The following is a 13,329-nucleotide window of genomic DNA, read 5'->3' as shown; positions in this document are numbered from 1 at the left end:
TTTTATAACAGCCTTTGCCTTTTGTTGTCATCCCCGAGTGTTTCTGTCGGGGATCCGTTGTTGCCGTTGTCGTCATACTGAACTTGTTTCAGTATCCAGCGCAAGAGAGTCAAGGCTCGGCTGGACCCTGAAATAAATTCAGGGTGACGGCAAAAAATGTCGTTTGTAGTAGCCGTTTAGAGTAGTTGTTCATAAAGGGGTTGTTTCGTTTTTTTTTTTGTTAAAATTTTGATAAATCGCGGTGGATGTACCCGGATGTATCCGCCGTATAAAAATGCGTATAAAAGGCCGTTTTGCTCAAATATAAAGGCCTAAACAAGGAGAAAAAATGAAAGGATTTACCTCTATTTTGTCATTCCCGAGTGTTGTAGTCGGGAATCTGTCATTATTTAAAACAAGCAACGATAACAACGGCTCCCCGACTAAATTCCTCGGGGATGACGACAAAACAGCAAATGTCCATACAGTAACACCAGGTTTTACCCTGATAGAACTTTTAGTAGTCGTGCTTATTATTGGTATTTTGGCGGCAGTGGCCTTGCCGCAATACACCAAAGCCGTAGAAAAATCCCGCGTAACTGAACTTATCCAACAAATTTCCACTTATAAAAAAGCCGCCGAAGTTTATTATTTAGCCAATGGAACTTATTCCAAAGACCCGGAAGCGTTAGATATTTCCTTTCCTAACTGTGTACCCTCAGCCTCTGGTTCTGGAACTGCATGGCGATGCCCAAACTGGAATTTGGACGGAAATAATAATCTGGAAGGCCGGCTGTTGGTGTTATATTGCCCGCCTAAAAATTCCACTCAAACAAGTTGTGAACCTACTAATTCCAAAATGATTTTTTGGGCCCCGCTTCCACACGCGGCAAACCAAAATTTTCAATGTGTAGGCACTGCTTATTTATGTGATTATGTAAAGAAATCCTTATTTGAATAGGTGATATGTCTGGCACGAAATGGTGCCAAGGCAGACATTTATGCTGACATTTTGCTGACAACGCTACTGCTTTACAGGTCCGCTATTTCTGCTTATTGCAATTACGGTTTTACGACGATAAAAAAGGGCTTTTTAGCAATTTGTATTGCTAAAAAGCCCTTGTAAATACAACTACCCCCGGCGGGAGTTGAACTCGCAACCTTCTCCTTAGGACGGAGCCGCTCTATCCAATTGAGCTACGGGGGCGTAAAACAGTTATTTGGTGGGTTTTTTAGCGCGTTTGGCGGCCTTTTTAGCCTTTACCGCGGTGCTACCTTTGGTCGGTGTCTTTCCTTTTTCCAAGGCCTTTTTGGCGGACGCTTTGGGCGCAGTTTTGGTCGCGGATACTTTTTTCGTGGCCACTTTTACTGCACTTTTTTTAGCGGGCGATTTTTTATCTGCCTTTTTGGCAGTAGCTTTTTTCGCCTCGTTTGCCTTTTGCTGGGCAAGCAGGGCGGCGCGCTGTTTTAACAGTTTGGCTAACGGACTTTTATCTATCGTTTGGCCCAAAATATTGGTTTTTAAGCGCGGTTGCATTGCCGTATGCAGTTTGCGCGTGCGCAAATCCAAGGTAGAGGGCTCCAAAATGCCCGCTTTGTACGCTTCCTTGCGCAGGGTGTTTACGGCGCGCTCTTCAATTTGGCGAACGCGCTCGCGCGACAAGCCCAAAATTTCCGCCACTTCGCCCAAGGTCTTGGGCTCGTTGTCGTCCAAACCGTAGCGCATAATCAGCACTTGGCGGTCGCGGTCGTTTAAGTCCGCCATACTTTTTTTGATGCTGTTTTGGTTTTCGTTCTTCAAAAACACATCGTGCGGATTGCCCTTGCCGTCGTCGCTGATTAAATCCTCCAAGGTGGTTTCGTCCTCATCGTGGATGAGGGTTGTAAGCGAATCCACACCCTTGGCGGCGTTCAGCGTGTCCATAATGGACTTTACTTGCCGGGCGGTCAAATTGAGTTCTGCGGCCATTTCGTTTAGGGACGGGTCACGTCCGTTGGCTTCTTTTAACTCGTTCCACGCACGGAACCATTTCTTCAAATTGCCCCACGCGTGCGACGGAATTTTGATAGAGCCGGACTGTTCCTCAATATACTTGCGGATGTATTGTTCAATCCAATACACGGCATAGGTGGAAAAACGGTAGCCCTTTTCGGGCTCAAATTTATCAATCGCTTGCAATAGTCCCAGGTTGCCCTCTTCAATCAAATCCATCAGGTCCATACCCGGGCGCTGAAAACGCTTTGCCGTCGGAATAACCAACCGCAAATTCATTTCCATAATTTTATTTTTAGCATCTTTATCGCCTTGTTTGGCGAGTTTCCACAACCGGTTCATTTCGTCCCGGTCCAGTTCTTGGGTGATTTTACCCAAATGCTTAAAATATTCGTTTACGCTATCAAGCGACTCGTTTTCCATATACAATATAATATCAAACTTTTTGACGGTGCGAAAGATTTTTGCCTATAAAACCATACACAAAACGCCCGCCGTAATCAGTCCGCCGCCAAGCAATACTTTCAGGCTGACGGCTTCGTGCAAAAACAAAACGGACAAAAGAATCGTTAGCACCACGCTAAATTTATCTACCGACACCACGCGCGAGGCCGTACCCATTTGAAGGGCCTTATAAAAAAACAACCACGAGGCTCCCGTCGCCAAGCCGGATAAGGTTAAAAAGAGCCAACTCTTTTGGCTGACTAGGGCCAGTTGCTTGCCCGCGCCCGTCATCCATACCACGCCCCACGCAAGCACCAATACTACCGCTGTGCGGATAGCCGTGGCCAGGTTGGAGTTTACACCGTCCACACCCACTTTGGCCAGTACAGAAGTAAGCGCCGCAAAGAGCGCCGATAATAACGCATATACAAACCACATTTTTAGTCTCCTTACTTATATTTTATCACTTCCCCTACGCGAACGGGGAAAATAGTGTTATAATAAAAAAAGCAGTATGCAATTTTTACGGGAGGAATTATGTCCACAGAAAGACCGTCTAAAACCTTTCTGCAAATAATGTTTATGTGCCTGGGTTTCTTTGGAATCCAATTCGGCTGGGCCCTGCAAATGGGAAATATGAGTGCGATTTATTCGCGTTTGGGCGCGAGTGAGGACCAAATCCCTATGCTGTGGCTGGCTGCCCCGGTTACGGGGTTGCTCGTTCAGCCGTTGGTTGGGTATTTTAGCGACAGAACTTGGTGCCGCTTGGGCCGCCGCCGCCCGTACTTTTTGGGTGGGGCTATTTTCTCTATGTTTGCGCTGTTTTTAATGCCGCAGGCTTCGGCTATTTGGATGGCGGTTATTGCGTTGTGGGTTTTGGATACCTCGGTCAACGTGAGTATGGAGCCGTTCCGCGCGTTTGTGGGCGATATCTTGCCGGAAGCACAGCGTAAAACGGGCTACGCAATGCAAAGCGTAATGATTGGCGCGGGGGCGGTAATTGCCTCTTTCCTGCCGCAGATTTTGACGGCTTGCGGCGTAAGTACCGAAGCGCCCTTGGGGCATATTCCCAATACGGTTAAATATTCGTTTTACATCGGCGCGGTGGTGCTGATTGCGGCGATTTTGGCTACAATCAAAACCACGCCCGAATATCCGCCTGCCGATATGGAAGAATTTAACAATCTTAAAAAGCAAACATTTAATCCGCTTAAAACCGTGCGGGAAATGTTCCGCGCGTTTATCACAATGCCCGTTACGATGCGCCGCTTGGCCGTGGTACAGTTTTTTACGTGGGCGGCCTTTATGGTAATGTGGGTGTATTTTACGCCGGGTATTGCTTCCGGCGTGTTCCACGCCGCGCCCGGTACGGCCGCTTACGAAACCGCCGCCAACTGGGGCAGTTCCTGCTTTGGTATTTATAACGGTGTGGCGTTTGTGTTTGCGTTCGCCTTGCTGTGGCTGACGACTAAATTTTCCGCTAAGGCCATACACATTGCCTGCCTGATTATCGGCGGCTTGGGATTGGGTTCCTTGGGGCTCACGCTGTTAGGGGTGCAGTTTACGCAAATGGGGCTTATTTTCCCGATGGTGTGCATCGGTATTGCTTGGAGCAGTATTTTGTCTATGCCGTATGCAATGCTTTCCAATGCGCTCCCGGCGGACAAAATGGGGTTTTATATGGGTGTGTTCAACTTTTTTATTGTGATTCCGCAAATTTGTGTAAACCTCTTCTTCGGCCCGTTTATGAAGCACGTTTTGGGCGGCAGTGCGATTGCCGCCGTGGGCGTGGGCGGGCTCTTTTTATTCATTGCGGCGGCGTTTACCTTGCGGGTGCACGACCGCCAAACGCAGGAGTAATTTATGAAGATTTCCTTTCGTTTGTCTTATAATACGGTGTGGGGCGAAACGCTCCACGCCGTTTTGTACCGTGCCCAAGCGGGCGCGAACGAGCGCAAAATAAATATCCCGCTTTCCACGCAGGACGGCAAAATTTGGACGGGAAGTATTTTACTGCTTTTTAAACAGCCTGCCGTTATGGCGTACCATTACGAGGTCCGCCGGGGAAATAAAACCGTCCGCCGCGAGTGGCAAAAGGTGGAACGGACGTTATCCGTTTCGCCGCAGACTTCGGCCTATTATTTAAACGATGCTTGGCGCGAACTGCCCGCGCAGGCGCATTTGTATTCGTCCGCGGTTACGGAAGTCTTCCGCCCGCAGGCGGTTATGCAAACATCCTTGCCTCTTTTTAAGCGCACGCTTTTACTGCGCGTGCAGTCCCCGTGCAACGGCGAGTTGTACCTCTGTGGCAGTACGGCGCAACTGGGCAACTGGAATCCGGACAAAGCCTTACCCTTAACGCGTACGCAATTAAACGAGTGGGGGATAACGCTAAACGCCGAAGAGCAAACCTTCCCGGCGGAGTATAAGTTTATTGTAAAGCGTAACGGCGCGGTATGGTGGGAGGACGGCTTTAACCGAACGTTAGATAACCCGCCGTTAAAGGATAACGAGGTTTTCACGCGGCAGGATTTACGCCCCAGTTTTACGGGGGAAGCCCCGGTGCGTGCGGCGGGGGTGGTTATCCCTGTGTTTTCCTTGCGCAGTGAAACCGGCTGCGGCGTGGGCGATTTTGGCGATTTAAAAAAGTTGGCGGATTGGGCGCAGAAAACAGGGCAAAAGGTAATTCAAATTTTGCCTATTAACGATACCACACTTACGCATACTTGGCAGGATTCGTATCCGTATAACGCCGTTAGTGTGTATGCGTTCCACCCGCTGTATGCGGATGTGCGCCTGTTGCCCGGCGGCAATAAATCGTTGGAAAAGGAACGCAAAAAAATAAATGAACTGCCGCAGGTGGATTACGAAAAAGCCTTGCAATTAAAACTGGAATATTTAAAGCGGGCCTTTTTAAACGAGGGAAAAACGATTTTATCTACGCCGCAGTTCCGCCGCTTTTTTGCGCAAAATACGCATTGGCTGCCCGCGTATGCAATGTTTTGCACCTTGCGGGACCATTATAAAACGGCGGATTTTTCCAAGTGGGGGAAATATTCCCGATTTTCGTATGATGAGTTAGTAGCCTTTTGCAAGCCCGGTGCCAAGGAATACGGCACGGTGTGCTTTTGGTATTATGTGCAATTTTTGCTCCATTGCCAACTGACCGAAGCCGTGCAATATGCCCGCCAAAAGGGGATTATTTTAAAGGGGGATATTCCGATAGGCATTTCTCCCAACAGTGCCGAAGCGTGGACAGAGCCGCAACTCTTCCACCTAAACGCGCAGGCAGGCGCCCCTCCGGACGATTTTTCCGCCACCGGGCAAAACTGGGGTTTTCCTACCTACAACTGGGAAGCAATGGCGCAAAACGGTTACCGCTGGTGGACGCGTCGCCTTGCCCATATGGCGCAGTATTTTGATGCGTACCGCATTGACCACGTGTTGGGCTTCTTCCGCATTTGGCAAATCCCGTTGCACGCCGTGCAGGGGCTTTTGGGCCAGTTTTCGCCCGCGTTGCCGATGAGCGCAGACGAAATAAAGGCGTACGGCCTGCCGTTTGACGCTTCGTTTACCCGCCCGCATATTACGGCGGAAACGGTGCGCGAAGTGTTTGGCGATTTGGCCGAAAAAGTATCTAAAAAATATTTAGATGTGCAAGCGGACGCAACCTACCAATTAAAGCCCGCTTATGCCACCCAACGCCAAACGGAACAGGCCTTTGCAAACCAAACGGACGAAAAAGCCCTGCGGATAAAAGAGGGCCTTTTTGCCTTGGCGGCCAATGTGCTTTTTGTGCCGGACCATAAGGACCCGTCCAAATTTCACCCGCGCATTTCCGCGCTGACCAGCGAGGCCTGCCGTGCTTTGCCCGCGGGAGAACAGCAGGCCTTTACACGGCTGTATAACGAGTATTTCTTCCACCGCCACAACGAGTTTTGGAAGAACGAGGCGATGAAGAAACTCCCGGCCATTACGCAGGCCACGCGTATGCTGTGCTGCGTGGAGGACTTGGGGATGATTCCCGCCTGCGTGCCTGAGGTATTAAACAAGTTGCAAATTTTGTCCTTAGAAATTGAGCGTATGCCCAAGCGGTTGGGCGAAACCTTTGCCGATACGAAAAAATACCCGTATCTGTCGGTGGCGACGCCGTCCACGCACGATATGTCCGTACTGCGCGGTTGGTGGAAGGAAAACCCGGAAAATACTGCGCGCTTTTGGCGTGAGGTGTTAGGAAAAACGGGCGAAGCACCCGCGGAACTGGACGGGAAAACGGCCGAGGAAATTGTACGGCTCCATTTAAATAGCCCCTCTATGCTGGCACTTATTTCGTACCAGGATTGGGCGGCTATGGACGAAGCCCTGCGCGCGCCGGACCCGGAAGCGGAGCGTATTAACGTGCCCGCCAATCCGCGCCATTATTGGCGCTACCGTATGCCCCTTACGCTTGAAAAATTGTTGGACCAAACGGCCTTTAACGATAAAATCAAGCAATTAATTACGGACGCAAACAGATAAAATAAATCCCCCGGGGTAACCGGGGGATCGGTATGTTATAACGCGTAAATAATGCGGGTTCCGCTTACATCAATTTGTTTGCCGCCGAGTGCCTTGCACAGCCGTTGGCCTTTTGCATTATCTCCGTAACAGGTGCTTTTGTTATCATAATCAGGATCTGACAGCATAAAGAAATATTGGTATTCCGAATTTATAGGATTTGCATAAGGATTTCGGCAATCTGGCATATCACAATTATATTCAAAAAATTTCCCGGCACCATAATCTCCGGCCTCGTCAAATTCTACTCCCGCAATATCCAAATCCAAGCCGCCGAAACGGCATCCCCCGGTATCGGCATCTGGATTTGCTAAGACACAGAGGTCTCCTGCTTGTTTTATGGCGTGCAGTATCGTCATTGCTTCACTTAACCTGGACTTTTCTACGGCGATTTCGTACTGGGGCAGGGCGACGGCGGCTAAAATGCCGATAATTAGCACCACTACTAATAATTCTATTAATGTAAAACCTTTTTCCATATATTCTCCTTTTCTGTTTTTGGAAAAAGGCCATTAAAAACGGCTGCTATATTTGAGATTCTTCCACAGACCCAAATAATAACAGCCGTAGTTCCTTGCCATATAAATATGGCAAGGAACATTTAGCGCAAAACAAACGGGTAATTAGTCCGTGTGTTTTGCGCCTAAAACGACTGCTTTTGGCGTGGAAGAATATTATCGGGAAACCCGATAATTCTCCGTATTCTGCATACGGTTCCAAAAACAGAATTAAATTGTTGCAGGCCTTGCGGCTTGCGTGCGACCTTTTTATTATAACAATCTTTTTGCCGCGTTGTCTTTCTAACCCAAATAAGTCTTTGACAAGGGGCGTATCAAGCGCTATCCTCATAAAAAAGGGGGAAAATATGGATAAAGTAAATTCTTTTTTTGAAGCGTTACAAAAGCGGCGCTCGCGCTACGCGTTGTCGTCCGAGTGCCCGATATCGGATAACGCCTTAACCGCCTTAATAGAGCAGGCAATCAACCTGACGCCGAGTGCGTTTAATTCGCAAGGGGCGCGGGTGGTGCTTTTGTTGGGGGAAAAACACCAACAGTTTTGGCAACTGACAAAGGACGCGTTAAAAAAGATTGTTCCGCCGGAAAAATTCGCACCCACGCAGGAAAAAATTACCTCATTTGCGTCCGCGTATGGCACGATTTTATTTTTTGAGGATTGGCCCACGGTAGAGGCTTTACAGCAAAAATTCCCGACGTACAAGGATAATTTCCCGCTGTGGGCATACCAGTCCAACGGGATGTTGGAACTGGTGGTTTGGACGGCGCTTGCGCAGGCGGGGATTGGCGCGAGTTTACAGCATTATAATCCGCTGGTGGATGAGGCCGTACAGCAGGCCTTTGATATCCCTAAAACGTGGAAACTGTTGGCGCAAATGCCGTTTGGGGTGGCGGCGGAGGAGCCGGGGGAGAAAACCTTTTTGCCCCAATCGCGCCTGCGCGTAGAAAAATAGAAAGGCTGCTTTTTGATAACAACGGATTCCCGAGCGCTCCGCCGCCGGACCCACTCGGGAATGACGGCAAAAGCAAGGAAAACGTCTGCGGTTAATTTGTGTCATCCCCGAGTGTTTTTGTCGGGGATCTGTCGTTATTAAAAAAGAGGAAAACAACTTATACTGGAACGCTCCGCACCGGCAACCCTTCCAGTATGGCCTTGTTAAATAACGACACTAAACAACACGATTGGTAGATCCTGAAACAAGTTCAGGATGACCCCTGTTTTTATAACAGCCTTGTTTTGTCGTCATTCCTGAGTGTTTTGCGGCCCGCAGGGGGCGGCGGTCTGTTGTTATTTTGTAGTATCTATCCTGCGGAAAACTTTGAAGAAAATAGCCTTTTACCCAATAAAAAACCCCCGGTTACCCGGGGGTTGTAAAGTTTCCGGACTAGGACTCGAACCTAGAATGACTGGACCAAAACCAGTAGTGATACCATTTCACCATCCGGAAGTAAATTGTTTCATCACAGCTTAAGCGAGATGAATAACGGAAAATCTGTGCTGAACCTTATCGTACGTCTTTATTGTAGTCCGAACTTTCGGCTTGCGCTTTTCCTACGGATTGGTTTTTTAATTCTTCCTCGTAGGCTTTCAATATATTTTCTTCCAAGTATTCCCGAAACTCTTGGTTAATGGGGTGAACCATATCCTTGTGGGTTCCATCGGGTAATTTCCGGGAAGGCATACAAAGAAACACGCCTTTTGTCCCTTCTACAATTTTCATATTACGAACTACGAAAGAATCGTCAAACGTTACACTTGCAAACGCCTTTAAGCGATCCTCTCCCATCAGATGTATTCTGACTTCCGTTATTTTCATCTTTTAAACTCCTATGAAATGTCGTAAAGAAAACTATCCGTTCCTTATTTTGTATTTTGCTAACCAAATTTTTTGCATCCTTTTCAGTTTCAACTAAAGCAAAAACCGTGGAGCCGGAACCGGACATCAAAACTGCATCTGTATTTGTTTTTCTCAAATCAAGCAGCACATTTCGTACAGAGTTTGTAAAAGGAACAACGCACTCCTCCAACCGATTGAATAAACAATCTTTCCAAAGAGTCAAAGGACTTGCACATCTAATGTATGTTATTAATTTATCTAATTTTGAAACATTTGTCAAGACTTCTTCTTTTTGCGGAAGTTTCAGCCGTGCAAAAACGCCTTTCGTGGGCACGATAGTATTGGGGTACGCCAGCACCAAAAAGGGCAATTTGCCCGCGGCGGGAACGGGGGTTAATTTCTCGCCGATGCCCTCGCCTTTTAAAAAGGTGTCCTCGTACATAAAAAGCGGCACATCCGCGCCCAGTTTGGCGGCAATGTCCAAAAGTTCGTTTTTATCCTTTTTGAAAATTTCGCACAAGGCAAGCAGCACGCCCGCCGCGTCGGACGAGCCCCCGCCAAGCCCCGCCCCGGTGGGGGTGTGTTTATCAAGCACCATTTTGATTTTGGCGTTTAATTGGTAATGCGTCAAAAAGGCTTGCGCGGTGCGCCACACAAGGTTGCTTTCGTCCGCGCGCAACAGCGAACCGACGGGCCCCGTCAGCGTGAGCGAAATATCCGTTTTTTCGGCGGGTTTGGCATCTATTGTCAGGGTATCACCGAGGTTAATTTTGGCAAACAGCGTGGCTAATTCGTGGTAGCCGTTGGGTAGTTTGCCGGTAACCTCCAAAAACAAATTTACTTTGGCCGGGCAAAAGCGGGTGATTTTCATTTTAGTTTACGCTCCGTGTTGTGAACCAGGGAACCCCAGTGGTATTCCTCGGTGGTTAAAAGTTCGCCGTTTTCGGCGTAAATGTTGCGGCGGCCTTCCAAAAGTCCGTCGGTATAAAATTCTTCTAATCTTACCTTGCCGTCGGCAAAATAGCCCAAGCGGTCGCCGTCCAGGCGGTTGTTGGTGTAATGCTCGCGGTACCAAAGCGCGCCGGAGGGGAAATAGAGCAAACGCTCGCCGTTTAATTTTCCGTCGGCGTAATTTTCCACGCTTTCTTTATTTCCGTTTGCGTAAAACGTTTCTTTTACGCCCTCAATGTGCCCGCGCACAAAGGATTCCCGTTCGCGCACGGTGCCGTCGTTTTGCGTAACGGTGCGCTCGCCTTCCAGTTGGGAATTTTTATAAGAACAGCGCGTGTGGAGCATATCGTTTTTAATGGGGGTGAAATATTCAGCCGGGCCCTGTAAAATTCCGTTAAAGTATTCCTCGTGCGAACTCAGGCGCCCGTCGTCCTCGTAGCGGGTCAAGAGGCCGTGGAGTTTGTTGTTTTTATAATGCGCTTCGGTTTTTACTTGGCCGTTTTCGTTAAATTCTTTTACCTCGCCGTCGGGAATAGTGCCCAAAATTTCCAGCGTGGCGCCGTTGGAAGACAAGGTTTCCTCGGCCACCTCTTTGCCGTTAATATAAAAGGAATTCGCGCCTTTGCTGGTTTTTAATACCGTGCCGGGGTAGTGGTGGTGCGGTTTTTCTTCCTTGGGTTTTCCGGCGGCCAGCGCGTGCGTGCGCTCTGTAATGCTGACAAGTTGTCCGTCCTTATATTCTTCGGTAAACGTAACGGAGTTATCAGCCAGATTGATGACCTCAAACTTACCGTTTAATTTGCCTCCGGCTAAATGTTTTACGGTGGCGGACGATACGGCTAATTCGGTTATTTCGCCGTCGGGCAAGGTGCCGGTAGTGTTGATGATGTTTTGTTCTTTATCCAAAAATTCTTTGGCCAGCGGGGTGGCTTTGTAATAGGTGCGCGCAGTTGGCGTGGATACGCAAATAACTTTTTCTTTCATATAAGGTTCCCCCAAGGGATTTGCCCTTATTTTACAAATTTATGCGGCGGTGTTACTTTTTTAATAAAAGGAAAGATGTAATTGATGTTTGTTTATTAAGGCATCCCGGAGAGGTTTGGCGGCCCGCAGGGTTCGGGGATGTGTTGTGTGTTGTTGTCATTCTGGGGCCCGCATACGAGCGGGAACCCGGAATCTAGAAATAAAATAAGGTCTTTCCTAATAAACAGACTGGATCCCAGGTCCACGCCTGGGATGCCAACAATAACGACAGATTCCCGACTACGACCTTCGGGAATGACGACTATTCCTCCTTACTTGTCATCCCCGAGTGTTTTTGTCGGGGATCTGTCGTTTGCCTTTGTTGTTTTTTGATTGGCCGTTAGCGGCCCTAAAAGGGTCGTATAAAAGAGTTTTTCTGTTTGGGTCCAAAAAAGGCTTGACTCGTTTTTTTTTTTGATACAGTACCATTACGGCCCGGGGAGGGTTATATAAAAACTCCTACAGTCGCCCAAACCGGGCCGTACACAAGAGAAAAGAGAAAAGGAGAAGAAAAATGATTAAGAATAATAACAAAGGGTTCACGCTCATTGAGTTATTGGTGGTCGTGTTAATCCTGGGCATTTTGGCCGCAATGGCAATGCCGCAGTACTTCAAAGCGGTGGAACGCTCCCGTATGACGGAAGCCGATCAGTTGCTCGGTTCTATTGCGCAAGCGCAACAACGCAAATACTTGCAAATTAACAATTATGCAACCAAGTTTCAGGGCTTGGACGTTGCCCCGAAAGGTGCTACTGACAGTTCTTTCTGCACCAAGGGAACTGTTGGCAAGGATACTTGTGGCTCTGGTAATGGCTTTTTAATTACCTTGTCTGGCACTGCCTATAATGCGGGTATTGCTACGGCCAAACGTGTTGGGCCTAATACCTTGCAGTATAACTATACGTTGAGCCGCTACTATGGCAATACTGGTACAACTTGTGAGGCCGGTGATGCTAATGGTGCTGGGCTGTGCAATGATTTCTGCGGTGTGGACACTTTAACCAAGAGTGGTGATAAGTGCTGTGCCAATGGTACTGCTGGTGCTGATGGCGGTTGTGCTGCACCTTCTGCTGCTGGTTCTGGCCTGTAATTTAGTAAAACTCGTTTTACACCGCTCTTTCCGCTGTTTGGAAAGGGCGGTTTTTAATGCCAGGGGGAAAATAGCCCTTATTTAACCTTTTATATAACTTGACAGAGGGGCCTTTGTCTGGTACTCTCTAATTATGTACACTATAAGTAGATTTGAATTTAGTAAGGGGGAAGTATGAGCGAAGTAATTTTGACGGATGCAAATTTTGAAGAAGAAGTATTAAAAAGCAAAGAACCTGTAATGGTGGACTTTTGGGCCACTTGGTGCGGGCCGTGCCGTATGTTGGGCCCGGTGGTGGAAGAATTAGCCGCCGAGTATGCAGGCAAAGTAAAAGTCTGCAAGTTAAATACCGACGAAGGTATTGCCACCAGCACCAAATACCGCATTTCTTCTATCCCTGCCTTGCTCTTCTTTAAAAACGGAGAATTAGTCGGGCAGACTGTGGGATTGCAGTCCAAAGCCGCTTTGCAGGAAAAATTAAACTCCTTGCTGTAAGGAGGCTGTATGAAGAAGTTGTTCGGGGCCTTGTGCGTACTAGTGCTGTTTGCTGTTACGCTCGTGGCCCAGCAGAGTGCTACTATTCCCGCAATGACTAGCCGGGAATATGACGGTCTTAGAAAAGACCAAGTGTTTGTTTTGATGTTTACGGCGCCTTATTGCGGGCCTTGCCACGCGGCCGAGCGGACGATGATGACTGCTCTTACCAAAGAATACGCGAGGGACAAGAACGTAATTATCCGCAAAGTGGATGTGGAAAACGACGTAAAACCGGAAAACGGTGTTTCGTTAAAAGAAGCGTGGGGCATTACGGCGTTGCCTACCTTTGTGGTGGCATATAACGATACGGTAATGTATTCCCATATTGGATATTCTGCCCTTTCCGGTGCTGCTATTCAGCAGGAACTGGAAGCAAAAATTAATAACCTTAAATAGTATAGC

Annotated in this window: 13 protein-coding genes and 1 tRNA gene; 7 read left to right on the top strand and 7 right to left on the bottom strand. The window is 48.2% G+C overall.

Annotation, left to right across the window (positions count from 1 at the left end):
• Positions 1-328: 328 nt before the first annotated feature.
• Positions 329-940: a type IV pilin protein gene (locus tag ACR0QV_RS06120; protein ID WP_432635444.1), complete on the top strand. Its 612-nt coding sequence runs from the start codon at positions 329-331 to the stop codon at positions 938-940.
• Positions 941-1,112: 172 nt separating this feature from the next.
• On the opposite strand, the gene ACR0QV_RS06115 is transcribed toward ACR0QV_RS06120, so the two are convergent.
• From ACR0QV_RS06115 to ACR0QV_RS06105, 3 genes are all read right to left on the bottom strand, one after another.
• Positions 1,113-1,186: transfer RNA gene (locus tag ACR0QV_RS06115), tRNA-Arg, on the bottom strand.
• 9 nt (positions 1,187-1,195) lie between these two features.
• Positions 1,196-2,395 (bottom strand): sigma-70 family RNA polymerase sigma factor, encoded by a 1,200-nt coding sequence (locus ACR0QV_RS06110; RefSeq protein WP_432635442.1) that lies wholly within the window; start codon positions 2,393-2,395, stop codon positions 1,196-1,198.
• 45 nt (positions 2,396-2,440) lie between these two features.
• Positions 2,441-2,854: an EamA family transporter gene (locus tag ACR0QV_RS06105; RefSeq protein ID WP_432635440.1), complete on the bottom strand. Its 414-nt coding sequence runs from the start codon at positions 2,852-2,854 to the stop codon at positions 2,441-2,443.
• 99 nt (positions 2,855-2,953) lie between these two features.
• On the opposite strand from ACR0QV_RS06105, the gene ACR0QV_RS06100 reads away from it, so the two are divergent.
• Both ACR0QV_RS06100 and ACR0QV_RS06095 read left to right on the top strand, forming a co-directional pair.
• Positions 2,954-4,276, top strand: a complete 1,323-nt coding sequence (locus tag ACR0QV_RS06100; RefSeq protein WP_432635438.1) for an MFS transporter — start codon at positions 2,954-2,956, stop codon at positions 4,274-4,276.
• Between the two features lie 3 nt (positions 4,277-4,279).
• Positions 4,280-6,934 (top strand): 4-alpha-glucanotransferase, encoded by a 2,655-nt coding sequence (locus ACR0QV_RS06095; protein WP_432635436.1) that lies wholly within the window; start codon positions 4,280-4,282, stop codon positions 6,932-6,934.
• A 35-nt stretch (positions 6,935-6,969) separates the two neighbouring features.
• Here the strand turns inward: ACR0QV_RS06095 and ACR0QV_RS06090 are convergent, their stop codons facing one another.
• Positions 6,970-7,452: a pilin gene (locus tag ACR0QV_RS06090; RefSeq protein ID WP_432635434.1), complete on the bottom strand. Its 483-nt coding sequence runs from the start codon at positions 7,450-7,452 to the stop codon at positions 6,970-6,972.
• A 386-nt stretch (positions 7,453-7,838) separates the two neighbouring features.
• On the opposite strand from ACR0QV_RS06090, the gene ACR0QV_RS06085 reads away from it, so the two are divergent.
• Complete coding sequence (locus ACR0QV_RS06085; protein WP_432635432.1) at positions 7,839-8,441, top strand: nitroreductase family protein; 603 nt, start codon at positions 7,839-7,841, stop codon at positions 8,439-8,441.
• A 552-nt stretch (positions 8,442-8,993) separates the two neighbouring features.
• On the opposite strand, the gene ACR0QV_RS06080 is transcribed toward ACR0QV_RS06085, so the two are convergent.
• From ACR0QV_RS06080 to ACR0QV_RS06070, 3 genes are read right to left on the bottom strand one after another with little or no spacing between them, the layout of a single operon-like run.
• Positions 8,994-9,275: a SpoVG family protein gene (locus tag ACR0QV_RS06080; protein ID WP_432635430.1), complete on the bottom strand. Its 282-nt coding sequence runs from the start codon at positions 9,273-9,275 to the stop codon at positions 8,994-8,996.
• Positions 9,232-10,197, bottom strand: coding sequence for a 4-(cytidine 5'-diphospho)-2-C-methyl-D-erythritol kinase (gene ispE, locus ACR0QV_RS06075; RefSeq protein ID WP_432635428.1), 966 nt, complete (start codon positions 10,195-10,197; stop codon positions 9,232-9,234). The genes ACR0QV_RS06080 and ispE overlap by 44 nt, the downstream gene beginning before the upstream one ends.
• The gene (locus tag ACR0QV_RS06070; RefSeq protein WP_432635426.1) at positions 10,194-11,261 is read right to left on the bottom strand and encodes a toxin-antitoxin system YwqK family antitoxin; all 1,068 of its coding nucleotides are present in this window, start codon (positions 11,259-11,261) and stop codon (positions 10,194-10,196) included. The genes ispE and ACR0QV_RS06070 overlap by 4 nt, the downstream gene beginning before the upstream one ends.
• Positions 11,262-11,814: 553 nt before the next feature.
• Here ACR0QV_RS06070 and ACR0QV_RS06065 point away from each other — a divergent pair.
• The 3 genes from ACR0QV_RS06065 to ACR0QV_RS06055 all read left to right on the top strand — a co-directional run bounded on the left by ACR0QV_RS06065 (position 11,815) and on the right by ACR0QV_RS06055 (position 13,323).
• Positions 11,815-12,390, top strand: coding sequence for a type IV pilin protein (locus ACR0QV_RS06065; protein ID WP_432635424.1), 576 nt, complete (start codon positions 11,815-11,817; stop codon positions 12,388-12,390).
• Positions 12,391-12,564: 174 nt separating this feature from the next.
• On the top strand, positions 12,565-12,885 hold the full coding sequence (trxA, locus tag ACR0QV_RS06060) for a thioredoxin (RefSeq protein WP_428053963.1): 321 nt from the start codon (positions 12,565-12,567) through the stop codon (positions 12,883-12,885).
• Between the two features lie 9 nt (positions 12,886-12,894).
• Positions 12,895-13,323, top strand: coding sequence for a thioredoxin family protein (locus ACR0QV_RS06055; protein WP_432635422.1), 429 nt, complete (start codon positions 12,895-12,897; stop codon positions 13,321-13,323).
• Positions 13,324-13,329: the final 6 nt, after the last annotated feature.

Origin of the sequence: Candidatus Avelusimicrobium sp., assembly GCF_050873505.1 — a bacterium.
Lineage (GTDB): Bacteria > Elusimicrobiota > Elusimicrobia > Elusimicrobiales > Elusimicrobiaceae > Avelusimicrobium.
The sequence above is the reverse complement of the archived record's forward strand: the minus strand, read 5'-3'. Positions and strand labels throughout refer to the sequence as shown.